The organism is Paraburkholderia sp. GAS448 (assembly GCF_050435685.1).
In the GTDB taxonomy this organism is placed as follows: Bacteria; Pseudomonadota; Gammaproteobacteria; order Burkholderiales; family Burkholderiaceae; genus Paraburkholderia.
In genome coordinates, this window is sequence record NZ_JBNDKT010000029.1 from 56672 (window position 1) to 79017 (window position 22346).

Here is a 22346-nt window from a genome sequence, read left to right on the forward strand (position 1 = left end):
TGGGAAACGCTCGAGACGGCCTGGCCGGCGAGGCCGTGGTAATCGAGAATTGAAGAGCCCGGGTCAGGTTTCAAATCGACCGTGATCATTCGTCTCATTGGAGAGGGACTTCTTTCGACAAGGCTGGGCTGACCGATCGCCTGGCGTTGCAACCTCTTGTCAGCGCACGCGTTCAAGGAGGGCAGATGATGAAGTATTTAATTCCACCTGCTGCTTCAATTGCACGACGCTGTTTATACGCATTAACGGCGTTCCTCTGCACCGCGCCCCTCGTCTCGCAAGCCGCTTACCTTGCGGGCAATCCGCCACCCATTGCCGCTGCCCCATTCGCCGGCACCTGGGTAAACGTGGATGAAAATACGCGGGATATTACGAGAATTGAGATAGCACAGAACGGAACGACTTTACGCGTCCACACCTGGGGAAGGTGCCACCCTACCGATTGCGACTGGAATTCGCAGTATGGCGCGATCATAGGCAGTACTGGTCACGTCGATTGGGATCAGTCGTTTGTCCTTCGCAAGATGACCCTTTCGCTGCGAGGTCCAGATCGGATGGTCGCGGTGACGGAGTCTGTCTACAAGGACAGCCGGGCGCCGGGACGGCAGATCGATCTTCTCGAGAGGCACTGAACCGTCGACGTTCTCTGGACGCGCTGCGTTTCGTAGCTCGACGGAATGTCTTGCAACATGAGCGACCATCCCATCCACGGCCAGCGGTTTCGGCAAGCGCTGCACACACTCGCCTCGTGCCTGTGCGCAGTCCAGCTTTTGGCCAGTCAACCCGCCTGCGCCCAGGAGGGAGCCCCGCAGCAAGGGCACGGGCAATCATCGGGCGGCGGTGTGAGTGGTGGCGTTGGGCTGCCGCTGGATTTGCTTTTCGGAGTCCTGCGGCATGCTCACGAAGCATCGTCGGCTTCCGCTGTCGCTGCGCCACCGCCTAATGTACCTACACCCGAAGCAGGCCCGGGTGAGGTAAAGGAATTGCTGTTGGACGGCCCGCAATTTCCGCAAACACGTGCGCCGGACCAGTTCGAGGTCACGGCGCTTCTCAAGGGCGGCTGGCCCTTCGTAGTCGATTTCATGCCCGCGCCGGCTTCGTGCACCTTTGTCGTGATATTCATCGGCGACCAGGCGTCGAAAGCGGTGGTGATCGATTCCGATGGCCGCCAGGGCCGCCACCTTGTGCGGCTCGACTTCCCCGCAGGCCCGCCTGAAAGCCCCTTGCCAGCCCGCTATCGAGTGCAGTCGCAGGCGCCGCCCTGTCCGTCGGGCAATCCCGCGGCCTACGGTTCGTCGGCGAGGCCATCGCCGCTGGAAATATACGGCATTGGCGCGGGTCCCCGGGCGGTTGGGTCTGTAGCGGTGACAAACCTGCATTTCCAGCCGCCGCGACCGAACGTCCGCACCGACAGGATCACTTACGCCTTCACCACGAAATCCCTCTTCAACCGGGCAACGGTGTCGTTTCTCCGGTTCGAACCCGCATCGGCCAGCAGCGGGATTCGTGCGACGCTGATTCGCTCCATCCCGGTTCAGGATCTCGATCCAAAGGTTCATACCGGAAGCTGGGACGGTCTGGACGACACCCGGACCCTTTCGCTCGGCATTCACCGGCTCGAGGTGCGCGCGTGGGACAACCAGGAGGACGAATCGAGCTGGGCGGGCGGAATCTCGGACGACCTCGTGACCATCACGCGGCCATGACAACGAGGCGCGTCCCTTCAAGAAGACCGCTTGGACCGCTTGCCAAGGCGAGGACCTTTGGGCAGAAGATCGCCGGTGCCGTTGGTGCCATCATCCTCGTGCTGGTCGTCGCGGCGGCGTTCCAGTATGCGATCACGCGCCCCTTTGCGCACACGATCGAATCGACGAAGTGGTCGGTCCGCTCAGACGAGGAAGTCGTCGCGTCGCCGATCGCCGCGGGCTCACTGCTTTCCATCGAAGGCGTGAACCATGAAGGCGTTGACGTATATTTCGACAAGGCGCGTCTGGACCTTGCCACGCAGCAGTCGTTGGCGGCACTGCAGCTCGATTCACCGAACGTCGAACAGGCCATCACCTGGCGATCCATGAGCCCTGATGTCACCGGGCATACGACAATCGATGTCGACGTCGGGTCGGTTCAGCCCGATACGGAAATCCACCTCGCATCGCATGACGAAAGATCGAATGCGGTGCTCAGTCTGATCGCGCGGCACGCAACCTTACGAGTCAGGCTGACCGTCGTACCCGGTGACGCCGACATGTCGGCCACAGCCGAAGCGAAGAGACTCGAGTGGGCCAATAAGGCTCACGTATCGTTGCCAGGCGCATTCCCCGTATTGATGGACGTGCCAGAAGGCGCACGGGTCAGGTTCGTCTTTCCGAACAACCAGCCCCGCTCAATTCTGACTTTAGGAGCCGGAGACAACGGCACAACGAAGCTTGCGGTGCGCGATATCGGCGTGAGACCGCTGGATACGGGGGACTACCGCATCTACGCATGCGGGGCGGAACATGCGCGGATTTCGTGGCGACTCGCGGAACCGAGCCGGGGGATGTGCTCGCCGGGACACCTCTTTGCGAAGGAACTTCGGCTGGCGCCCGATTCGCTTGACGTGCTCGTCGTGGGCAGCGCGTGGGTGGCAAAGGACGGGCGTTTCGACCGCTCGGAATGGTACAGCTGGCTGGACCAGAATCCCGTGATCAGCAAGATCGGCGAGGTGCTGATCTCGGCGTTCGTAGCCTGGGTTGGCTACAAGCTTACCGGCGTCCGACCGGGCAAGAAGCGATAAATGCCGCCGGCATTGCGGCGGCCGGCGCTTGCGCCTGTCTTGCCGCCCCCGCATCCGGCCCTCAAGACCTGGCAAAAGCGGCCGATATAAAGCCGTTGGGGCAATGACCTGGCCCCGCTCTGCCCATTCCTGGATAACGTGACGAACCTCGCCCAAACGCCGCTTTCCGACCGCCTGCGCGCGCTGATCGATACCGTGCAGCACAACGAGCGCACGTTGCGCCGTTTTCAGGACGTGGAGCTCCACCTGATTGGCGCACAGGATTTCAAATCCTTTCTCGACACGCTGTTCGAGCGCCTGCCGCGCGAATTCACGCTCACGACTGTGATCCTGTGGCTCGACGAGCGTGCGCCGATGCTCCATGATCTCGTCGCTCCGGACCTGCCGCGCCGGCCGGGCCGCCATCAACTGAAGACCGGCCATCGGACCAGCGAGGCCGGGGCACAGCTATGCGAGGAAGGCAGGCCCTGGCTAGGCACCGCGCAGGAGATGGGCGAGGCGGCCTGCGGCGCATTTTTTGGCAGCGACGCGCCGCCCGCCAGCGCAATCGTGCTGCCGCTCAAAACCGCTGGGCGCACCACCGGATATCTGTGCCTCGGCAGCGACAACGCCGGCCGTTTCGCGGAAGGCATGGCGACCGACATCCTCGAACGCTTCGCAACGGTCGTCAACGCGAGCCTCGACAACGTCGCGCACCGCGAGCGGCTGAAGCAGCTCGGCATGACCGATCCGCTGACGGGTCTTGCCAACCGCCGCTATTTCGACGAACGCCTGCGCGAGGAAACGACGCGCGCGGCACGTTACGCGCTGCCGGTTGCGTGTCTCTTCATCGATATCGACGGCTTCAAGCAGATCAACGATACCTATGGCCATCCGACTGGCGACCGCGCACTGGTGATGGTGGCCGCGTGCGTGCGGCAGCAGCTGCGGCTCGGCGATACGCTTGCACGTTATGGCGGCGAAGAATTTGCCGCGTTGCTGCAGGGCGATGCCCGGGACGCACGGATCGTCGCGGAGCGGGTGCGGCAGGCCGTGTCGGCGCTGGAATGCTTCGACGATGGCGGCTCGCGGATCGTGTTGACGGTATCGATCGGCGTGTCGGCGCGTACCAGCGCGAAGCGTGACGACGCTACGACGCTCGGCACCGCGCTGATGGAGGAAGCCGACCGCGCGATGTATCAGGCGAAGCGCAATGGCCGCAATCGCGTGGAAGCGCTCGAGAGCGAAGCGCAGTAGGAGCAGGTGGAAACGCGCGGCGTGATTTGCCGCGCGCGGCATGGAACGATGCGCAAGGAGCGCGCACGTTGGGACGCTACCGCCGGCGATGGCACGAAGCCCCGTCGACGGCATGGCATGAGCCGATCCTCACTTCAAGGCGGATTCCGGAACAGGCCGAAGCGCCGGCCGCGGTCGTCGACGTACGATACGTCATGGCTCTTCTTCCTTTGCATGTGTTGCTGGGGAATGCGCCAGTCTTCGGCTGCGCCTGGCGCGCGAAGCGTTGCCGGAGTCTGGATCGTCCGGCGTCCCGGTAGTCGAGCAATCTCTCGCGACAATGCCAGCGAGGGTGCGTGACGTCTTTGCGTGTTAGTCGCGTGACGTCGGTATTCGACGTATGCAGCGTGAATCGAGCCAGGCGGTTCGGATCAGACGTCTGGTGGCACGCCGAGCAGTTGCAATGCACCGCCCGCGATCGACGAGAACACCGGGCCGGCCACGGTGCCGCCATAAAAGGCGCGGCCGGCCGGGTCATCGATCATGACCGCGACGATCAGGCGTGGATCGCTCATCGGCGCCATACCGACGAAAAGCGCGCGATAGCGGTTCTTCGCGTAGGTCGCGCCGATCTGCTTGCGCGCGGTGCCGGTCTTGCCGCCCACCCGGTAGCCATCGATGACGGCCGCGCGGCCGGTGCCCCCGGGGCCGGTGGCCATTTCCAGCATCGAGCGGATCGAAGCGGCGGTGGCGGGCGTCGTGACGCGATGCCCGGCGCGTGCCGCTTGCGGGTTGCCGCCTGAACTGTCATCGAGCAGGAGCGTGGCTGGATGCATCGTGCCGTCGCCGGCGTAGGCTGTATAGATCTGCGCAATCTGCAGCAGCGATGTCGACAGGCCATAGCCGTAAGCCATCGTCGCCTGTTCGATCGGGCGCCAGCGTTTGTAGGGCCGCACCTTGCCCGACGCTACGCCCGGGAAGGTCAGCTCAGGCGAGCGGCCGAGCCCGTATTCCTGATATTTCGTCCAGATCGTTTCGGCCGGCAGGTTCAGCGCGAGCTTGGCGAGCGCGATATTGCTCGACTTCTGCAAGGCTTCGGCGACGGTGATGCGGCCATGATCCGACGTGTCGTGAACCACGTTCGGACCGATCCTGTACGTGCCCGGCGCCGTGTCGATGAGCGTTTGCGGACGCACCTTGCCTTCGTCGATCGATAATGCGACCACGACCGGCTTGATCGTCGAGCCCGGTTCGAAGGTGTCCACCACCGCGCGGTTGCGCAGTTGCCTGCCGGTCAGCCGTTTGCGGTCGTTCGGATCGAAGGCGGGCCAGTTTGCAAGCGCCAGGATTTCACCGTTGCGGGCGTCGAGCACGACGACGCTGCCGGCCTGCGCGCCGTGCTTGCCGATCGCCACCTTGAGTTGCGCGTAGGCGAGCTGCTGGATGCGGCGGTCGATCGTCAGGTGGACCGTCGCGCCGTTCTGCGCGGGCACGAGCGGCCGGGTTTCGGACACCACGCGGCCCAGCCGGTCGCGGATCACCTCGCGGTGACCCGGCTCGCCGCTCAACTGCGCGTTGGCCGCGAGTTCGACGCCTTCCTGGCCCTTGTCTTCGATATCGGTAAAGCCGACCACGTGCGCGGCCGCTTCGCCTTCCGGATAAAAGCGTTTCGTATCAGCGATCTGGGTGATGCCGGCGAGTCCCAGCCTGTCGATGTGCGCGGCGGTGTCGGCGTCCACCTGGCGCTTGAGCAGCACGAACTGCCTGTCGGCGGTCAGACGCCTGCGCAGGTCGGTCGCCGGCAACGCGAGGAGCTTTGCGAGCGGTCCGAACGACGCTTCGTCGAGCAGCTTCGGCGTCGCCCAGATCTCGTATGTCGCGAGGCTGACGGCGAGCATCGCGCCATGCCGGTCGACGATCCGGCCGCGCGTTGCGTCGAGTTCGATGGTGCGCTGATAGCGCTTTTGCCCCTGCTCGATATAGAAATCCTGGTTGACGATCTGCACCCAGAACGCGCGCCCGACCAGCGCGGCAAACGCCATGAAGACGATCAGGACGACCAGTTTCGAACGCCACATCGGCAATGCCGTCGCCAGCACGGGATTCCTGGCGACGGGGGCGTACGGGTCACGGTGCGACGATTTCTTCCTGTTGTTCATGGGTGCGAATGCGGGCAGCGCCGGCGAAACGCATCTGTCCGGCTGCATCCTGCGAGGCCGGGCGACGCGTGTTTCGAGGCTGTCAGGCGTGCTCCTGTTGCGAGGGCGCCCGCCAGATGACGGGTCGCCGGGTTAATGTGCGCGGCCGGCGTCGATGCCAGCGTCGGTCCAGGTTCTGAGCCGCCAGTGAAACCGCACGGCATGCATGCGCACGGCAAAGCCGCCGGTCAGCGCGATCAGCGATGCGGGTCCGTCACCGATCGGTGCAACAACTTCCGCGGCACCGATTGTAATGAGAACGTAATCAGGATGCGAGATCCATGAGGGAGTCCGGCGAACGCGGACTAAAAAAAGCGGCCCGGGCGGCGATTCTTTTCAAAGTCGCCCCGGGCCGTTCGTCTTGTTGTTGCGTCGTCCCCGACGCGGCGTGTTTCGAGGCGCTACGATCTCCGGGCGCCTTCTTTTTTTGTTTCTGAGCCTGAGCCTGCGTTTGAGCCTGAGCTGCCGCCGTCAGGCAGGCAGCGAGAAGCTGGCGATCGCTTCGCGCAGCACGCCGACCTGATCCTTCAGCGAATGCGCGGCCGCCGCAGCCTGTTCGACCAGTGCCGCATTCTGCTGCGTCACCTGGTCCATTTCCCCCACCGCTCGATTGACCTGTTCGATGCCCGCGCTCTGTTCGCGCGAGGCGTTGCTGATTTCCTCGAGAATCTCGTTCACGCGGCGTACCGACTGCACGATCTCCGTCATGGTCGAACCGGCGTTCGTCACCAGCGACGCACCTGCTTCAACCGTATCCGTCGACGTTTCGATCAGCGCCTTGATTTCCTTCGCTGCGGTGGCCGAGCGTTGCGCGAGGCTGCGCACTTCCGCTGCGACGACGGCAAAGCCGCGTCCCTGTTCGCCTGCCCGTGCCGCTTCGACCGCTGCGTTGAGCGCGAGGATGTTGGTCTGGAACGCGATGCCGTCGATGACGCCGATGATGTCGCCGATCTGGCGCGAGCTGTTGGTGATCTCGCCCATCGTGCGGACCACGTCGTCGACGACCTGGCTGCCGCGCGTCGCGACGTCCGCCGCCTGGCCCGCGAGCGCGGCGGCCTGCAGGGCGCTTTCGGCGTTCTGCTTCACGTTGGACGTCATTTCGTCCATGCTCGACGCGGTCTCTACGAGCGCGGCGGCCTGTTCCTCGGTGCGTTGCGACAGATCGGTGTTGCCGGCGGCGATTTCGGTCGCGCCGACGTTGATGTTTTCGGTGCCGGTCCGCACGCGCGACACCGTTTCGACCAGCCCGCGCTGCATCGTGTGCAGGGCATACAGCAGACTGCCCCGGTCGGTCTGGCTGACAGGCACCGGCATCGAAAGATCGCCGTGCGCCATGCGCTGCGCGGCATCGACGGCCACCTCGAGATCGCCGCCGAGCGCGTGGCGCACGCTGCGCAGCACCAGCACCATGACGGCCGTGGCAATCGCGCCGAGCACGACGGTAATCACGAGCCAGCGCAGCAGGTTCGCATAGAAGGCCGACTGCACATCGTCCATGTACATGCCGGTCACGAGGTACCAGTCCCACGGCGTGAAATGCGCCGCATAGCTCGTCTTCGCGACGGGTTCGTCGCTGCCGCTGCCGGGCTTCGCCCACAGATAGTTGACGAATCCGCCGCCGGGCTGGTTGCCAGCGTTGACGATGTCGACGAACAGGCGATTGCCGGAAGAATCGGTGAACTGGGACATGTTCTTGCCGACCATTTCCGGCTTGAACGGGTGCATCAGCATGACGGGCTGCGAGTCGTTCACCGAAACGTAGCCGTCCTTGCCGTAGCGCATGGCGGCGATCGCCGCGAGCGCCTGTTTCTTCGCTTCGTCTTCAGCAATGACATGTTGCTGCGACAACGTGTAGTAACGGTTGACGATGCCCATGCCCTGCTGAACGAGCGAAGTCAACTGGTCGCGCCGGTCGGAGATCATCGACGAGCGGTTTTGCCATGCACCAAAGGCGCCAATCAGGATCAGGCCGATCCAGAGCACGGCAATCATCGAAGCAAGTTTCTTGTTGAGCGTCATCTTCTGCATGGTGTGCGCGTTTTCCATCGGTCAAAGCGGGGAACTGGGTAGGGCGGCAGGCGATGCCATGCTCGCGTTAACGGCCGGGTGTGCGGCGCAGCACAGCGAGGGGAAACCCGTAATGTTCTGATGAATTGAACGTTCCGCCTCGCGGAACACGGGTTTAAGGAGGGTTTTGAAAATAATCCGGTTTCAAGGTTTTTTTAATCTACCGGAGCGTGATCGATTCGGGCGAAGCGATCGAAGTGCAGTACGTGCATGGCCACTGGCGCGGCGTGAACGATCTCGAAGACTTCCGTCGTGCGGGCGATTTTTCACACGAGCAGACGCCGTTCACGCCTTCGGTGCACGCGTATTACGCGCTGGTCGACGCGCTCTCGGCAAACTCGAGGGCGAAGGCGACTGGTCCGCCCGTCATGCGCGCCATGCCGTGCTCGCCAATCGCGGTCCACGCACCCCGAACTCATCTCAGTCGATATCGACGATCGGGTCCTTGTCCGGTGGACCTTCAGGCCGTTGCGGTTCGTCGTTGTGATGGCCGGGCGAAGGCGGTACGAGCGGATCGGCTTCGGGGTCACGCGTGGGATCGGCAAGCGGATCGGGAATCGGGTTGGTGTGCATGCAGTACGTCATGACGTCACCTCGCGGGTATCTGAATGCCCGTTGATTGCGGTGGCCGGGTCGGCGGCATATTTCTGGGCTGACGTCTTTAGCGTAGACGAAACGCTGCACGCGTGCAGGCGCTTTGTCAGTGCGGCGCTCATTTTTTTGTATGCCGGGCCGGTTGGCGCGTCGCGCTGAGCTGCCAGTAACGTTCGGGTGCAAACACGTCTTCGCAGTCTTGCGGTCCGAACGCGTGCAACTGACTCACGTACGCATTGACTGCTTCGCGCTTGATGAGCGCCTGGCGTTGCGGATCGATCGCGTACGAGCCAGCGGGATGCGTCGGCGTCGCAACGATGCCGCGTTGCGCGAGATCGGCGAGCCGCGCCTGCATCACGCCGGGCACACGCCGATGAATCGCTTCCTCATAGCCGAACCACGACAGATGCGCGAGGCGCGGCAGGATTTCGCTGCACGCTTCGAACACTCGCTCGTGATCGGGATCGTTCAGACCGAGCGGCATCAGCAGCGTATTCGCCGTGGAGCCATAGATGATCTCTTCGAGCGCGGCAGCGAGCTTGCTGATCGACGGCGAGTCGAAATACTGGCCATCGCGAAACGGCAGACGGACAGGAATCGCTTCGAGTATGGCGAGCGCGTGATTGTCTTCGATCGTGCGGGCGTGGACGGCTTCGTGCGCGTTCGCAAATCCGGACTTCGCGTCCCACCCGGTGTGCATTTCATGCTCCGGCGGCGCGGCAAAGACGGTGCACACGGTGGCATCGGGATGGGCCGCCAGCAATGCGCCGCAACTGAACACCGCATCGTCGAAATGAGGGGACACAATAAAGAGACGCGGACTGGTTTCACTCATGGGTTCGGCGTGCGACGGTATATCGGACTGCACGGCAGCGGGTGCGTCGGCGCATCGGGTCGGACGGTTGAGTTCAGCTTAGTCGCAAACAACGCGAAGCGCCTACGCCTCAGCTCAACCCGTGCAGATCATCCGGGGTATCCACATCCCGGAGAATCCCCGGATCGGCGACATCCAGCCGCGTGGCTTCATTCCGCCTGAACAGATCGCGCGCGCCAGTGTCGCCGTCGAGTGCGGCCAGCGCCGCGAAATGCACCGCGCCGAAGCCCACCGGGTGCCCGCGCTCTCCGCGATAGAAAGGCGCGACGAGCGATGCGCCTTCGTCGAGCGCACGCGCCACGGCTTCGATCGTCGACACGGCGATGCATGGCATGTCCGCCAGCGCGACGATCCAGCTTTCCGCATCGCGGCTTGCTTCGACACCGGCGGCGAGGCTTGCGCCCATACCGCGCTCTGCATTAACGGAAAACACGACTTCGCAGCCCGCGTCGTTGAGTACGCGGGCAAGCGCTTCCGAACCCGGCCGCACAACGGCCACCACGCGGGGCGTGACCCGCAGCAGGCGATGAGCCGCTTCGTGCGCGACGGCCATGCCATCGGGGAGCAGGGCAAGCAGCTTGTTATGGATGCCGTCGGGGTCGAAACGCGACCCGTAGCCGGCGGCGAGCAGGACGCCAGTGGCGGACGACGCATAAGACATGGGGCGGCACCGAAAGAGGGGATGCATTCGATTGTGCGGTGCAACGCCCGGGCAGGCAAGCGTCAATCGTTACGGCGACGTCATGGCGGGCACAAAAAAGAACGCGGTCCGTGCCTTGCGGACACGACCGCGCGTCGATGCGTTTCAGCGCAGTTGCATCGCGACATCGATCGCGATGCGCAGATCGCTTCACGCAGACGTGGGACCCGCCATGATCTTGTCGAGCGTAATCGGCAGATCGCGCACACGGACGCCGGTTGCGTGATACACCGCGTTGGCGATGGCCGCCGCCACGCCCGTAATGCCGATTTCGCCGATTCCCTTCGAGCCGATTGAGTTGATGTGCGGGTCGGCCTCGTCGAGTAACGTGATGTCGAGCGTGCCGATATCGGCGTTCACCGGCACGTGGTACTCCGCCAGATTCGCGTTGACGAAGCGGCCGTAGCGCGTGTCGAGCTGCGTTTCTTCTTCGAGCGCCGCGCCGATGCCCCAGACGATCCCGCCCATCATCTGGCTGCGTGCGGTTTTTTCGTTCAGGATCCGCCCGACGCCGTACACCGCGACGACCCGCGCGACTCGAATAGTGCCGAGATCGGCGTCGACATGCACCTCCGCAAACACCGAGCCGAACGAGTGGAGCGAATATTGCTGCCGCTCGTCGCCAGGCTTCACGCTGGACTGGGCCTCGATCGGCTGGCCGCCCGCCCGCGCGAGGATCGCACCGGCGGGGTCGCGCCGCGACGCATCCTTCACGCTGACCACCCAGCCGTTCGCGACGGTCACTTCTTCGAAGGCCGCACCGTGCACCGGAGAATCCGGATCGGCGAGCGCCATCGCGACCAGCTTGTTGCGCACCTGCGTAGCGGCATCGCGCACGGCCGGCGAAACACTCGCGACCGATTGCGAGCCGCCCGACCCGGGTGCCGGGGGCAAGTTCGAATCGCCGAGCGCGAAGCGGATGTTGTCGGGCGAAAAGCCCAGCGCATCGGCGGCGACCTGGGTCATGACGGTGTACGTGCCGGTGCCGATATCCTGTGTGCCGGAGGCGACCATCGCCGTGCCATCCGGCAGGATGCGAGCGATTGCCGCCGCCGGGCTGCGGTTGGCCGGATAGGTTGCGGTGGCCATGCCAAGGCCGATCAGCGTGTTGCCTGAGCGCATCGAGCGCGGCGTCGCCGTGCGCCGCGACCAGCCGAACTTCTCCGCGCCGACGCGGTAGCACTCGCGCAACGACTTGCTAGACCAGGGTTTGCCGTCCTGGGGATCGATCTCCGCGTAGTTCTTCAGACGCAACGCGATCGGATCCATCTTCAGCGCCCACGCGAGTTCGTCCATGGCGGATTCCTGCGCGAACGACCCGGTTGCTTCGCCTGGCGCCCGGGTGAAGGTCGGCGTGCCGACGTTCAGCGGCACGAGCCGGTGCGTCGTCGCCTGATTCGGCACGGCGTACAGCATGCGCGTGACCATTGCGCAGGTCTCCGTCCAGTCTTCGAACATCGACGTGCTGGCGAACGTGTCGTGGCGCATGCCGGTCAGCGTGCCGTCCGCGCGCGCGGCGATCACGAAGTGTTGCTCGGTGAGTGGCCTGGCGCCAACCGGCCCGAACATCTGCGGCCGTTCGAGCGCGAGGCGCACCGGCCTGCCGGTCTGCTTCGCCGCCATCGCGCACAGCGCCACATGCGACCACGACGAGCCCTTGCAGCCGAACCCGCCGCCGATGAACGGCGAGATCACATGAACATCGTCGGCGGGTATGCCGAACGTCTTCGACACGGCATTTTTTGCGCCGCTGACCCCTTGCGTCGAGTCGTACAGCGTGAGCCTCGGGCCGTCCCAGATTGCCAGCGTCGCATGGGGCTCCATCGGGTTGTGATGCTCTATCGGTGTCGTATAGACCGCGTCGATGCACGTCGTGCCGCTCGCAAGGCCCGCTTCGATGTCGCCGCGCTGCGTGTCGGTCTGCCGGCCTTGCGGTCGGTCTGGTGCATGCGCGGTGCTTTTGGCGAGCGTGAAATCGAGCGTCGCCGGCGAGCCTTGCCAGGTGATGCGCAACTGGCGGGCGGCGTCGGTGGCCTGTTCAAGTGTCTCCGCGACCACGACTGCGACGGGCTCGTTACTGTAGTGGACCTGGTTGTCCTGCAACAGCGTCAGATGACGCCCGGCGGGCGGCGCAAGTGCGGGGCGTCCGCCGTTCGGCAGTCTCATTGCGTTCTGATACGTCATCACGAGCAGCACGCCGGGCAGCGACTGGGCGCGTGCCGTATCGATAGCCGCGATGCTCCCGCTCGCGATCGTGCTGGTGACCAGCACGGCATGCGCCAGTCTCGCGGCTGGAAATTCGGCGGCGTAGCGCGCTTCGCCTGTGACCTTGAGCAGACCATCGGTACGGTCGAGCGGCTGACCAATCATGTTCATGCGACGCCTCCTGGTTCGCCTGCGGCCTGCTTGAGGGCACGCACGATGGCGCGCTGCGCGAGTTGCACCTTGAACGCGTTATCGCGCTGCGGATGCGCGTCGCGCAAAGCGGCGGCTGCGGCGGATTGCAGCGTTGCATCGGTGAGCGGCGCGCCGGTGAGCATCTGTTCGGTGACGCTCGCGCGCCACGGTTTGTGCGCCACGCCTCCCAGCGCGATACGCACGTTCTTCACTGTGTTGCCGTCGAGCTGCAACGCCGCCGCGACCGAGACGAGCGCAAACGCATAGCTCGCGCGGTCGCGCACCTTCAGGTAGTGCGCGTGCTCGCTGGAGAGCGGCGGCGGCAGATCGACCGATGTAATGAGTTCGCCGGGCTGCAATGTCGTGTCGAGATCGGGACGCTCGCCTGGCAGACGATGGAACTCTGCAAATGGGATCACCCGTTCGCCGCGCGGACCGCTCACGCGCACCGTGGCATCGAGTGCCGCGAGAGCCACGCTCATATCCGATGGATTCACGGCGATGCACTGACTGCTCGCGCCGAGGATGGCGTGCATGCGCGTATGGCCGTCTAGCGCGGCGCATCCGCTGCCGGGCTGACGCTTGTTGCACTGAACGAAAGCGACGTCGTAGAAGTAGTGGCAACGCGTGCGCTGCATCAGGTTGCCGCCGACGGTGGCCATGTTGCGCAGTTGCGCCGATGCGCCCGCCAGCAAAGCCTGTGTCAGCAGCGGATAGCGTTCGCGCACATCCGCATGATTCGCGGCGTCGCTGTTGCGCACCAATGCGCCGATGCGTAGGCCGCCGTCAGGCAATGACCCGATCGTATCGAGTCCGCGGATATGGGTGACGTCGACGAGTCTGAGGGGCCGCGCGACGCCGCCTTTCATCAGGTCAAGCAGGTTCGTGCCGCCGCCGATGAATACGGTGCCTGGCTGTTGTGCAGCACGCACTGCGCTCGCGACATCGCTGGCTCGTTCGTAGGAGATCGCTTCCATGGGCCGATCCTCCTCAGGCAGTGCCTTCGTTCACCGCACGCACTGCGGCGACGATGTTCGAATACGCGCCGCAGCGGCACAGGTTGCCGCTCATGCGTTCGCGGATCTCTTCGTCCGAGAGTTGCGCAGGACGCCTTCGCACATCGGCGGTGACGGTGCTTGCCGTGCCCGCCTTGAACTCGCCAAGCATGGCGGTCGCAGAACAGAGCTGGCCGGGTGTGCAGTAGCCGCACTGAAACGCATCGTGTTTGACGAAGGCCTCCTGCAGCGGGCTTAACGTGCCGTTGCGCGCAAGTCCTTCGACGGTGGTGATGGCCTCGCCCTCATGCATGACGGCGAGCGTCAGACACGAGTTGATGCGCCGTCCGTCGACCAGCACCGTGCACGCGCCGCATTGCCCGCGGTCGCAGCCTTTTTTCGTGCCCATCAGTCCGGCATATTCGCCCAGCGCATCGAGCAGCGTGACGCGCGGCTCGAGATGCAGCGCGTACTCGCGTCCGTTGATGTTCAGCGTGACAGGGCGCGGCGGCACCGGTGCTCGCGGGGCCGGAGGCGCCGCTGCGACGACGGGCTGCTGCGCATACAGATGAGGTGCTGCGCCGGCTGTCGCTGCCGCTGCGGCGGATTGCAGAAAGCGTCGACGCGAGACGTTAGGGGAGGCGGATCCCTGCTGCGGATCCTTGGAGTCGGGATTCCTGGGCATGACGTTCTGCTTGCTCCATGAGAGGTCGATGCAGACTCGCAATACAAGGTCGGGCTGCGTCGAAGGGACGTCAGTTCAATCAGCAATTCAGGTGCCACTGGGTCTCGCGCAAGGCAAAGCCTGCTGCGACGCGGCACATGTGAAAAGCGCCGGGACCACGCATGGCAAACGACAGGAATAAACTGGCAACGCACGTTTCAACAATGCACGTTGCGCTTAACGAGGAAAAAAGTAAAGCCGTGTTCTAAAGGATTTTTATTTGAAAGGAACCCGTATTGGACTGCTAAAGACCCGCGTTTCTGGCAGGTATTTCAAACACCTGTCAGATCCAGGTTATATGCGTTTTGCACTGGAAAATACGGCTCGTTCACGCATCTTCGTTGCAACTGCATCGATATTCATGGCATTCATCTTGAGCGCGGCATATCGAGTTGATGGCCTTTAGCAGCACGGTCATCTGTAACCAGCCGTTATTATTTCTCCCGGCAGCGGTATCCAGCGCGAAGGTCTTTAGAATGCCGCTACTTCTGTCAGCATTTCGCGTAACCAGACGATCGCTGGATCGGTCTGATTGCGCGGGTGCCAGCCCGCAAAAAGCGAAAAGCCGCGCGCCTCGAATGGCAGATCGAACAGGTCGAGACGGTCGGCGTAGCGGGCGGCCAGCCGCGCGGGCAGTGTCGCAACATAGTCGGTCTGCGTGATCAGCTCGGGTACCAGTGTGGAGTGCTGCACGGACAGCACGACGCGCCGTTCGCGTCCCAGGACTTCGAGATGCTCGTCCATGAAGCCGTAGAAACTGCCGCCACTCGTGGAAATGAGTACATGGTCGAGCGCGCAATAGGCATCGAGATCGAGTGGTCCGGTGCCGCGCGGATGTCCTTTGCGCTGCACGAAGACGAAGTGTTCGTCGTACAGCTTCCGGGCTTTGATGGTCGGCGGCATCATCCGTTCTGAGCCGAGCAGCAGATCGATCTCGCCGCGTTCGAGTCGGCTTGCCACCGTCGGTTGATCGACGAGTGCGAACGCGATCTGCACGCCGCGCCCCGCGATCTTCGACAGCCGTTCCATCAGTCGCAGACCAAGCACGGCCATCGAGTTGTCGTGCGCCGCGACGATGAAGCGTCGCGTGTCGGTGCGTGGATCGAAGCTCGGCTGGTGGCGAACCACCGTTTCGAGATTTTTCAATGCCGCGTGAAGCGGTTCCATGAGTTCAAGCGCTCGGGCGCTGCGCGTCATGCCGCGCCCGGTTTCGGCGGGAATCAGCAACGGGTCGCCGAAGATCGCGCGCAGCCTCGCGAGCTGCGTCGAGACGGCCGGCTGCGTCAGATGCAGCCGCGCGGCGGCCCGTGTCACGTTGGATTCGCTCAGCAGCGCGTCGAGCGAGACGAGCAGGTTCAGGTCGATACCGCGCAGATCAATCATGTTGATACGTCGTGTATGAGCAATTGATTTGAAGGATAGGTTGGCGGAGCCTACAGTACAACCCGTCGGTCCCATCAATCGAACGACTGGAGAAATCAGCGATGAAAGCCTGGCTACTCGATCAACCCGGCACGCCGCTCGCACTGCGCGAGGTTCCTGAGCCGGCGCCACGTCGCGGCGCCGTTCTGGTCAGGATGGAGGCGGTGCCGCTCCTGAGCTACACGCGCACCTGGCTTGCGGGCAAGCTGCCGTACGCTTATCCGCCGGGACCGTTCTCACCGGGGACCAACGGCGTGGGGCGCGTGGAGGCGGTAGGCGTTGGTGTGCTGGCGTTTCGTGCCGGCCAGCGCGTCGCCGTGAACCCGCATTGGACCGCGAACGAAACCACGCGCGAGCCGGAACAGGTGCTGATCGGCCTGACCGGCATCAGCGCCGGCAGCGCGCCGATGCTCGCCGAATTCCCGCACGGTACGTGGCGCGAGCTGGCCGAGTTTCCGGCGTCTACACTGATCTCGCTCGATGGGCTCGATGGAATTTCGTCTGAACGCCTCGCGGTGCTCGGCAAATTCGCCGTGCCGTTCGGCGGCTTGCGGCGCGGCCGGCTGACGGCGGGCGAAACTGTCGTGATCAATGGGGCGAGCGGCTATTTCGGCTCGGCGGCGGTGCTCGTTGCGCTGGCTCTCGGCGCGAGCAGGGTGATCGCGCTGAGCCGCAGGCTCGAACCGCTGCAAACGCTGGTCGAGTTGGGGCGTGGCCGTGTCGTGCCGGTTCTGCTCACCGGCGACGGCGCCGCCGATGTCGCGGCGATCCGCTCGGCGTCTGGCGGTGGCGCGGATCTCGCGTTCGACATGGTCGGCCAGGCCGGCGACCCGAACGCGACGCTCGCGGCGCTGCGCAGCCTGCGCCGCAACGGGCGGCTGGTGCTGATGGGCAGCATGCAGGTCGATCTGCCCGTGCCGTACGGCGAGATGCTGCGCAACAACTGGGAGTTGATCGGCAACTTCATGTACACGGGCGCCGACTATCTCGCGCTGGTCGCACTGGTGAACGCGAAACAGTTGTCGCTCGAACCGGTTGAACTGAAGTCGTACGCGTTTGCCGACCTCGAAGCGGCCATCGACGAAGCGGGCCGCATGCAGGGTCTGCAATGCACGGTGGCAGCGGCGACCGCGGCGAACGCCTGGGGTTGAGAGGCGCGAGCGCGGGCAGGGGACGACGCGATCACTGCTTTTGACCGCCAGTTCGACATCGTTGCCCAGTGCGTCGCCGCGAGGCGACGGGATGCCTCGCCCCAGGTATCGATGGCCCGGTCGACGCTTGATCGACGTTCGGCCGACGCTCAATCGATCCCGTGAAACACCGCGTCGTCCGGACCGAGATACGTCGGCGGGCGCCATGCGGCGTCGCGCATCGAATGCTGGACCAGCTTCTCGACACCCAGCAGCACCGCGAAAATCGCCATCCGCACGGGGATGCCGTTATCGGTCTGACGGAAAATCGCGAGCCGCGGATCGTGGTTCAGGTCGACGCTCAGATCGTTCGCGCCGGGCCGGCTGTCGCGCGGCAGCGGGTGCATGATCAGCGTGTCCGCGCCGCACACCGTATCGACCAGCGCCTGATTGATCTGGAAATCGGGCGTGTAGCCTTCAAACGACTCGTCGGTGAAGCGCTCCTTCTGGATGCGCGTCGCGTAGACCACGTCCGCACCGCGCAGGCCGGCCGTGAGGTCGGGCGTCTGTTCGATGACGTGCCCGTTGCGCGAAATCTGCTCGACGATATACGACGGCATTTCGAGCATCGGCGGCGAGACCAGCGTGAACTTGATGCCGCGATAGAGCGCCAGCAGCTTGACGAGCGAATGCACGGTGCGGCCATACTTCAGGTCGCCGACGAGCGCGATATGCGCGCCGTCCACGATCTTGCCGAGGCGCGAGAATTCGCGCTGGATCGTGTACAGGTCGAGCAGCGCCTGGCTCGGGTGCTCGCCGGGGCCGTCGCCGCCATTGATCACCGGAATATTGGTCGCGCGCGCGAATTCGGCGACCGAGCCCTGCTCGGGATGGCGGATCACCAGCGCATCGACGTAACCGCTCATGACGCGGCTCGTGTCGTAGATCGACTCACCCTTGGCCATCGACGAAAACGTGAAGCCGGTCGTGTCGCACACCGAGCCGCCCAGGCGGCAGAACGCCGCACCGAAACTCACGCGCGTGCGGGTGCTGGCCTCGAAGAACAGGTTGCCGAGCACCGCGCCTTCCAGCACGCGGGAGATTTTCCGGCGGCGCGCGATGGGCTGCATGATGTCCGCGACGCGAAAGAGCGCTTCGACGGAGTCACGCGAGAATTGATCGACGGAAAGCAGTTGCGGCCGGCCCTCGAACAGGATCTGGCTTGCCAGCGACTGGGAATCTACGCTTTGCGTATAGTTTTCGCTGGGCGCGCCATTCACGACGATTTCGGACACGAAACGCTCGACGATTTCCGGCATGGCGCGCGATTCCTGCGAATCGTCGGGCAGCAGCCAGGTGTCGAGCGCCCGCCGGGAGACGCCAATGCGGCTCGCGAAGGTTTCGCGGGTCATGTTCAGACGACGCATGGCGTCGCGTAGGAAGGCTTGTTGCGGAACGCTCATGCGGGTCACCCTTCGGTGGTGGTTGAGGATGGTTGATATACGCGGTGCGTATATTAGTTTGATGGCGGGAGAAGTCAAGCATTTTTGAGACAGGCAGACCCCGCCGCGCATAGACCCCTTTGCAGGATGGGGCGAAGGCCGGTTACACTGCGATCCATGCAAACCAGCCAGATCTTCCGTCTTCGTGCGACACGCCTCGCTTTCGCGAGCGTCGTGTCCGCCTGCGCGGTCGCTGGCGCGAAAGCCAAAAAACAGCTGCTCATCTGACCGGAGCCTGCTGTTCCGTCAGATGTGCGACGGAACAGTCAGTCAAGGCCCGCCTTCGACGTACCTTCCCCCCGCACTGCTGAACGGAATCGATACGGTCACGTTCGAGGTATTGTCATGTCGATTTTTTCAGGGATCTGGATTCCGCTCGTCACGCCGTTCGCAAACGGCGCGGTCGATCACGATGCGTTGCGCGCGCTGATCGAGGGGTATGCGAAGGCGGGCGTGTCAGGCTTCGTCGCGCTCGGGACGACCGGCGAACCGGCCGCGCTCGAGGCGTCGGAACAGGACGCCGTGCTCGCGACGACGCTGGCGGCGGCCGGCGATCTGCCGGTGCTGGCGGGCGTATCGGGCAACCACGCGGCGAGCCTGCGCGAGCGCATCGCGCAACTCAACGAACAGCCGCTGGCCGGTGTGCTGATTTCCGCGCCGTACTACATCCGGCCCTCGCAGGCGGGGTTGATCGATCATTTCTCGTCGCTTGCCGATCTGAGCCAGAAGCCCGTCGTGATTTACGACATCCCTGCGCGCACCGGCGTGCGTATCGAACTCGACAGCCTGCTGACACTCGCTGCGCATCCGCGCGTTCAGGCCGTCAAGGACTGTTCCGGTTCGCCCGATACGACGCTCGCGCTGATCCTCGACGGCCGGCTGCGCGTGCTGGCCGGCAACGATAGCGAGATCTTCACGACGCTTTGCATGGGTGGCGCCGGCGCGGTCGCTGCATCGGCCCATGTGTGCACGGAGCGCTTTGTCGCACTGTACCGTGCGCTGGCGGCGGGCAGGCTCGACGAAGGGCGCTCGCTTTGGCATGCACTCGCGCCGCTCGTGAGCGCGATGTTCGCGGAGCCGAATCCGGGACCCGTGAAGGCGGCGCTAGCGGCACAAGGCAGAATCGAAAACGAACTGCGCGCGCCTATGACGCGCGCGTCCGAAGCGTTGCATCTGCGCCTGAAGCAGCTTGCAGCGGCGTGACCAGCGAGGCTGGATACAGCATCTGCGCGGCTACATCATGCCGACGCCAATACCGCTGCCGCCGGAGTTGCCGGTGCCGCCTGTCGAAGCGGGGGGCACCGGCAATGCGTGCGCGGCGCCTGCCGTCATTATCAGCGAGACCGCGGCGGGATCGGGCTGGCCGTTGCTGTCGATTGCGCCGGCTTTTTCGAGCGCAACGAGATCGCTATCGACGCCCGGTTGTCCGGCTGTGAAAGCCGTCGTCAGAAAGCTCGGCACCGACAGCGTCAGCGCATAGCGCTGCTGCAGGTTCGTGACGACGGCAGACTGGGCGTTCAGCACATCGGTCGAGTTCGCCAGCACCTGCTGAAACTGCATATTGGCGGGGAGGCCACCGATGAGTCCGGTCTCGGTCGTGCCAAGCTGTGCGGCGAGATAGATGAGCAGCAGTTCGGTCTCTGGTGTCGTGTTGAACGTGCCACCCGCGAATGCGAGCGAATGCAGCGTCATGCCGTTGGCCGTCGCCGAAATGAGGCAGGGTGGGGTGCCCGTCACCGTGAGGGTGTAGTTGCCGTTCGCGTCGGCGGTGGCGCTTGCCGTGCCAGGCGAGCAGGTGACGCTCATAGCCGCACCGTTCAGCGCCACGCCCGTTGCGGCGGTGCCCGACATCGTGAGCGTCGGCATCGGGTTGCTTCCTCCGCCTCCGCCACCGCCACCGCCGCACGCTGTCAGTGCCGACAGCGAGGCGACGCAAAGCAGAGCGGATACCGGACGAACGAGATGCGCGCCGTGAGTGTTCATGACAGCCTGCCGTTGGTCGATGAGTCGAGCGGGACTGCGCCCTGCGGTTTTGGCCGCCTGCGTGCCCGCGTCACTACCCGGTATAAACGACCGGCATCGCCTGTCTATTCCGCAGCGCGTGAGACACGTGCGTTTATGTCCCGACGACCGGCGCCGCCTCAGGCCTCTCTGGCCCGGCCAGTTCAAACCCTTCGTCGAGCCAGCCTGTCACCCCACCGATCATGATCTTGACGGACCTCCCGAGTTGCGCAAGCCGGATCGCGCCGCGCGTTGCGCCATTGCAGTGCGGACCCGCGCAATAGGTGACGAAGAGTGTGTCGCGCGGCCATGCGGCCAGCTTCGATTCGATGATCTTGCCGTGCGGCAGATTGATCGCGCCCGGCACATGTCCCTGTGCATACAGAACTGGGCTTCTGACGTCGAGCAGAACGAAGCCGGTGCGTCCGTCGCCCGCCGACGACAGCGCATCATGGACATCCCAGCAATCCGTCTCGAACTGCAGCGTCGACTGGAAATGAGCCAGCGCGGCGGCGCTGTCGGCGGCGGGAACGGCGGTGACGTGAGACATGGCAGGGTTCCTGTATGTAGTCTGGAGTGAATCTGCAGCCACCATTATTGGCTGTGGACGTGTCCCGGATAAGTGGCGTAATCGACAATTACCGGTAACATCACGCCATGCAAGATCATCTCGTTGTCGCGCTGGTCTATGACCGGCTCTGTACCTTTGAATTCGGCTGCGTGACCGAACTGTTCGCGCTCGAGCGGCCGGAACTCGAAGTCGACTGGTACCGCTTCGCCGTCTGCGCTGGCGAGCGGGGGCCGATCCGTGCGGCGGGCGGCATCACGGTCGCCGCGCCGTATTCGTTGCGGATGCTCGAGCGCGCCGCGACGATCGTGATCCCCGGCTGGCGCGATCCCGACGAAATTCCACCTGAACCGCTGCTGAAGAAAATCCGTGCCGCCTACAGGCGCGGCGCGCGGCTCTGCACGATCTGCTCCGGGGTATTCGTGCTTGCCGCGGCGGGCGTGCTCGACGGCAAGACCGTGACGACCCACTGGCGTTATGCCGAGCGTCTGCAACGACGCTATCCGCAGTTACGGGTGAAGCCGGACGCGCTGTATGTCGACGAAGGTCAGATCATTACCTCGGCGGGCTCGGCGGCCGGACTCGACATGTTGCTGCATCTCGTGCGGCGCGATTACGGTAGCGCGGTGGCGAACCGCGTCGCGCAACGGCTCGTTGTGCCGCCGCATCGAGAGGGCGGCCAGGCGCAGTTCGTGCCACGCCCGATGCCGCATGACGAAGGCGGGCGGCTCGCGAAACTGATGGACTGGGTGCGCGTGAATCCGGCGTTGCCGCATACGCTGCGCTCGCTCGCCGAGCGCGCGGCCATGAGCCCGCGCACGCTGCAACGTCAGTTCCGCGATGCGACCGGAATGGCGCCCTACGAATGGCTGGTCCGCGAACGGGTGGCAATTGCACGCGAGTTGCTGGAGCAACAGGCGTCCATGCCGATGGGGCGCGTCGCGGAACTGGCGGGCTTCGGGTCAGAGGAATCGCTGAGGCGGCACTTCCGGCGCGTTACGCTGACCAGTCCGGCTTCTTACCGTCGCAAGTTTGCCGTTTGCGAAGCGGGGACATGAGCGTGTCAAAACTGCGTGTTCCCATCGACATCGACCGTTTCAAGTCGATCAACGACCGGTGTGATGGCGCGCGCCGACGCAGCGCTGTATTCGGCCAAGGTCTCAGGACGGGATCGCGTGGTCGA

At 64.4% G+C, this 22346-nt stretch carries 19 protein-coding genes; 7 read left to right on the forward strand and 12 right to left on the reverse strand.

What is annotated here, in order from left to right:
- Positions 1 to 185: 185 nt before the first annotated feature.
- From P3T23_RS35335 to P3T23_RS35350, 4 genes are all read left to right on the forward strand, one after another.
- Complete coding sequence (locus P3T23_RS35335; protein ID WP_429320696.1) at positions 186 to 632, forward strand: hypothetical protein; 447 nt, start codon at positions 186 to 188, stop codon at positions 630 to 632.
- Positions 633 to 989: 357 nt separating this feature from the next.
- Positions 990 to 1706: a hypothetical protein gene (locus tag P3T23_RS35340; RefSeq protein WP_429320697.1), complete on the forward strand. Its 717-nt coding sequence runs from the start codon at positions 990 to 992 to the stop codon at positions 1704 to 1706.
- A complete protein-coding gene (locus tag P3T23_RS35345) occupies positions 1703 to 2776 on the forward strand; it encodes a hypothetical protein (RefSeq protein ID WP_429320698.1) in 1074 nt (357 codons plus the stop codon). Before P3T23_RS35340 ends, P3T23_RS35345 begins: the two co-directional genes overlap by 4 nt.
- Before the next feature lie 138 nt (positions 2777 to 2914).
- Positions 2915 to 4012: a diguanylate cyclase gene (locus P3T23_RS35350; RefSeq protein WP_429320699.1), complete on the forward strand. Its 1098-nt coding sequence runs from the start codon at positions 2915 to 2917 to the stop codon at positions 4010 to 4012.
- Positions 4013 to 4422: 410 nt separating this feature from the next.
- Here the strand turns inward: P3T23_RS35350 and P3T23_RS35355 are convergent, their stop codons facing one another.
- The 9 genes from P3T23_RS35355 to P3T23_RS35395 form a co-directional block, all read right to left on the reverse strand.
- Positions 4423 to 6150, reverse strand: a complete 1728-nt coding sequence (locus P3T23_RS35355; protein ID WP_429320700.1) for a peptidoglycan D,D-transpeptidase FtsI family protein — start codon at positions 6148 to 6150, stop codon at positions 4423 to 4425.
- A 510-nt stretch (positions 6151 to 6660) separates the two neighbouring features.
- Positions 6661 to 8208, reverse strand: coding sequence for a methyl-accepting chemotaxis protein (locus P3T23_RS35360; RefSeq protein WP_429320738.1), 1548 nt, complete (start codon positions 8206 to 8208; stop codon positions 6661 to 6663).
- Between the two features lie 468 nt (positions 8209 to 8676).
- A complete protein-coding gene (locus P3T23_RS35365) occupies positions 8677 to 8841 on the reverse strand; it encodes a hypothetical protein (RefSeq protein ID WP_429320739.1) in 165 nt (54 codons plus the stop codon).
- A 127-nt stretch (positions 8842 to 8968) separates the two neighbouring features.
- Positions 8969 to 9685: a PIG-L deacetylase family protein gene (locus P3T23_RS35370; protein WP_429320701.1), complete on the reverse strand. Its 717-nt coding sequence runs from the start codon at positions 9683 to 9685 to the stop codon at positions 8969 to 8971.
- A 109-nt stretch (positions 9686 to 9794) separates the two neighbouring features.
- Entirely contained in the window at positions 9795 to 10385 is a 591-nt protein-coding gene (locus P3T23_RS35375; RefSeq protein ID WP_429320702.1) for a nucleotidyltransferase family protein, read from the reverse strand.
- 189 nt (positions 10386 to 10574) lie between these two features.
- Positions 10575 to 12800 carry a xanthine dehydrogenase family protein molybdopterin-binding subunit gene (locus P3T23_RS35380; RefSeq protein WP_429320703.1) on the reverse strand — a complete coding sequence of 742 codons (2226 nt, stop codon included), beginning with the start codon at positions 12798 to 12800 and terminating at the stop codon, positions 10575 to 10577.
- Positions 12797 to 13798: an FAD binding domain-containing protein gene (locus P3T23_RS35385; RefSeq protein ID WP_429320704.1), complete on the reverse strand. Its 1002-nt coding sequence runs from the start codon at positions 13796 to 13798 to the stop codon at positions 12797 to 12799. The genes P3T23_RS35380 and P3T23_RS35385 overlap by 4 nt, the downstream gene beginning before the upstream one ends.
- Positions 13799 to 13811: 13 nt before the next feature.
- Complete coding sequence (locus P3T23_RS35390; protein WP_429320705.1) at positions 13812 to 14501, reverse strand: 2Fe-2S iron-sulfur cluster-binding protein; 690 nt, start codon at positions 14499 to 14501, stop codon at positions 13812 to 13814.
- 510 nt (positions 14502 to 15011) lie between these two features.
- On the reverse strand, positions 15012 to 15923 hold the full coding sequence (locus P3T23_RS35395) for a LysR family transcriptional regulator (RefSeq protein ID WP_429320706.1): 912 nt from the start codon (positions 15921 to 15923) through the stop codon (positions 15012 to 15014).
- Between the two features lie 101 nt (positions 15924 to 16024).
- Here P3T23_RS35395 and P3T23_RS35400 point away from each other — a divergent pair, with 101 nt between their 5' ends.
- Positions 16025 to 17113 carry a zinc-binding dehydrogenase gene (locus tag P3T23_RS35400; RefSeq protein WP_429320707.1) on the forward strand — a complete coding sequence of 363 codons (1089 nt, stop codon included), beginning with the start codon at positions 16025 to 16027 and terminating at the stop codon, positions 17111 to 17113.
- A 149-nt stretch (positions 17114 to 17262) separates the two neighbouring features.
- Here the strand turns inward: P3T23_RS35400 and P3T23_RS35405 are convergent, their stop codons facing one another.
- On the reverse strand, positions 17263 to 18555 hold the full coding sequence (locus P3T23_RS35405; RefSeq protein ID WP_429320708.1) for an aspartate carbamoyltransferase: 1293 nt from the start codon (positions 18553 to 18555) through the stop codon (positions 17263 to 17265).
- Positions 18556 to 18939: 384 nt separating this feature from the next.
- On the opposite strand from P3T23_RS35405, the gene dapA reads away from it, so the two are divergent.
- Positions 18940 to 19797, forward strand: a complete 858-nt coding sequence (gene dapA, locus P3T23_RS35410) for a 4-hydroxy-tetrahydrodipicolinate synthase (protein WP_429320709.1) — start codon at positions 18940 to 18942, stop codon at positions 19795 to 19797.
- A 30-nt stretch (positions 19798 to 19827) separates the two neighbouring features.
- Here the strand turns inward: dapA and P3T23_RS35415 are convergent, their stop codons facing one another.
- Entirely contained in the window at positions 19828 to 20577 is a 750-nt protein-coding gene (locus P3T23_RS35415) for a hypothetical protein (protein ID WP_429320710.1), read from the reverse strand.
- A gap of 133 nt (positions 20578 to 20710) precedes the next feature.
- Entirely contained in the window at positions 20711 to 21145 is a 435-nt protein-coding gene (locus tag P3T23_RS35420) for a rhodanese-like domain-containing protein (RefSeq protein ID WP_429320711.1), read from the reverse strand.
- A gap of 107 nt (positions 21146 to 21252) precedes the next feature.
- Between P3T23_RS35420 and ftrA the strand changes: the two genes are divergently transcribed.
- The gene (gene ftrA / locus P3T23_RS35425; RefSeq protein WP_429320712.1) at positions 21253 to 22221 is read left to right on the forward strand and encodes a transcriptional regulator FtrA; all 969 of its coding nucleotides are present in this window, start codon (positions 21253 to 21255) and stop codon (positions 22219 to 22221) included.
- Positions 22222 to 22346: the final 125 nt, after the last annotated feature.

Bases quoted from the DNA above. Each gene is read 5' to 3' on its own strand.
- P3T23_RS35385 (WP_429320704.1), bottom strand. From the start codon at position 13,798: ATGGAAGCGATCTCCTACGAACGAGCCAGCGATGTCGCGAGCGCAGTG.
- P3T23_RS35375 (WP_429320702.1), bottom strand. From the start codon at position 10,385: ATGTCTTATGCGTCGTCCGCCACTGGCGTCCTGCTCGCCGCCGGCTAC.
- P3T23_RS35365 (WP_429320739.1), bottom strand. From the start codon at position 8,841: ATGACGTACTGCATGCACACCAACCCGATTCCCGATCCGCTTGCCGAT.
- P3T23_RS35335 (WP_429320696.1), top strand. From the start codon at position 186: ATGATGAAGTATTTAATTCCACCTGCTGCTTCAATTGCACGACGCTGT.
- P3T23_RS35420 (WP_429320711.1), bottom strand. From the start codon at position 21,145: ATGTCTCACGTCACCGCCGTTCCCGCCGCCGACAGCGCCGCCGCGCTG.
- P3T23_RS35405 (WP_429320708.1), bottom strand. From the start codon at position 18,555: ATGAGCGTTCCGCAACAAGCCTTCCTACGCGACGCCATGCGTCGTCTG.
- P3T23_RS35380 (WP_429320703.1), bottom strand. From the start codon at position 12,800: ATGAACATGATTGGTCAGCCGCTCGACCGTACCGATGGTCTGCTCAAG.
- P3T23_RS35395 (WP_429320706.1), bottom strand. From the start codon at position 15,923: ATGATTGATCTGCGCGGTATCGACCTGAACCTGCTCGTCTCGCTCGAC.
- P3T23_RS35370 (WP_429320701.1), bottom strand. From the start codon at position 9,685: ATGAGTGAAACCAGTCCGCGTCTCTTTATTGTGTCCCCTCATTTCGAC.
- P3T23_RS35390 (WP_429320705.1), bottom strand. From the start codon at position 14,501: ATGCCCAGGAATCCCGACTCCAAGGATCCGCAGCAGGGATCCGCCTCC.
- P3T23_RS35355 (WP_429320700.1), bottom strand. From the start codon at position 6,150: ATGAACAACAGGAAGAAATCGTCGCACCGTGACCCGTACGCCCCCGTC.
- ftrA (WP_429320712.1), top strand. From the start codon at position 21,253: ATGCAAGATCATCTCGTTGTCGCGCTGGTCTATGACCGGCTCTGTACC.
- P3T23_RS35400 (WP_429320707.1), top strand. From the start codon at position 16,025: ATGAAAGCCTGGCTACTCGATCAACCCGGCACGCCGCTCGCACTGCGC.
- P3T23_RS35360 (WP_429320738.1), bottom strand. From the start codon at position 8,208: ATGACGCTCAACAAGAAACTTGCTTCGATGATTGCCGTGCTCTGGATC.
- dapA (WP_429320709.1), top strand. From the start codon at position 18,940: ATGTCGATTTTTTCAGGGATCTGGATTCCGCTCGTCACGCCGTTCGCA.
- P3T23_RS35345 (WP_429320698.1), top strand. From the start codon at position 1,703: ATGACAACGAGGCGCGTCCCTTCAAGAAGACCGCTTGGACCGCTTGCC.
- P3T23_RS35415 (WP_429320710.1), bottom strand. From the start codon at position 20,577: ATGAACACTCACGGCGCGCATCTCGTTCGTCCGGTATCCGCTCTGCTT.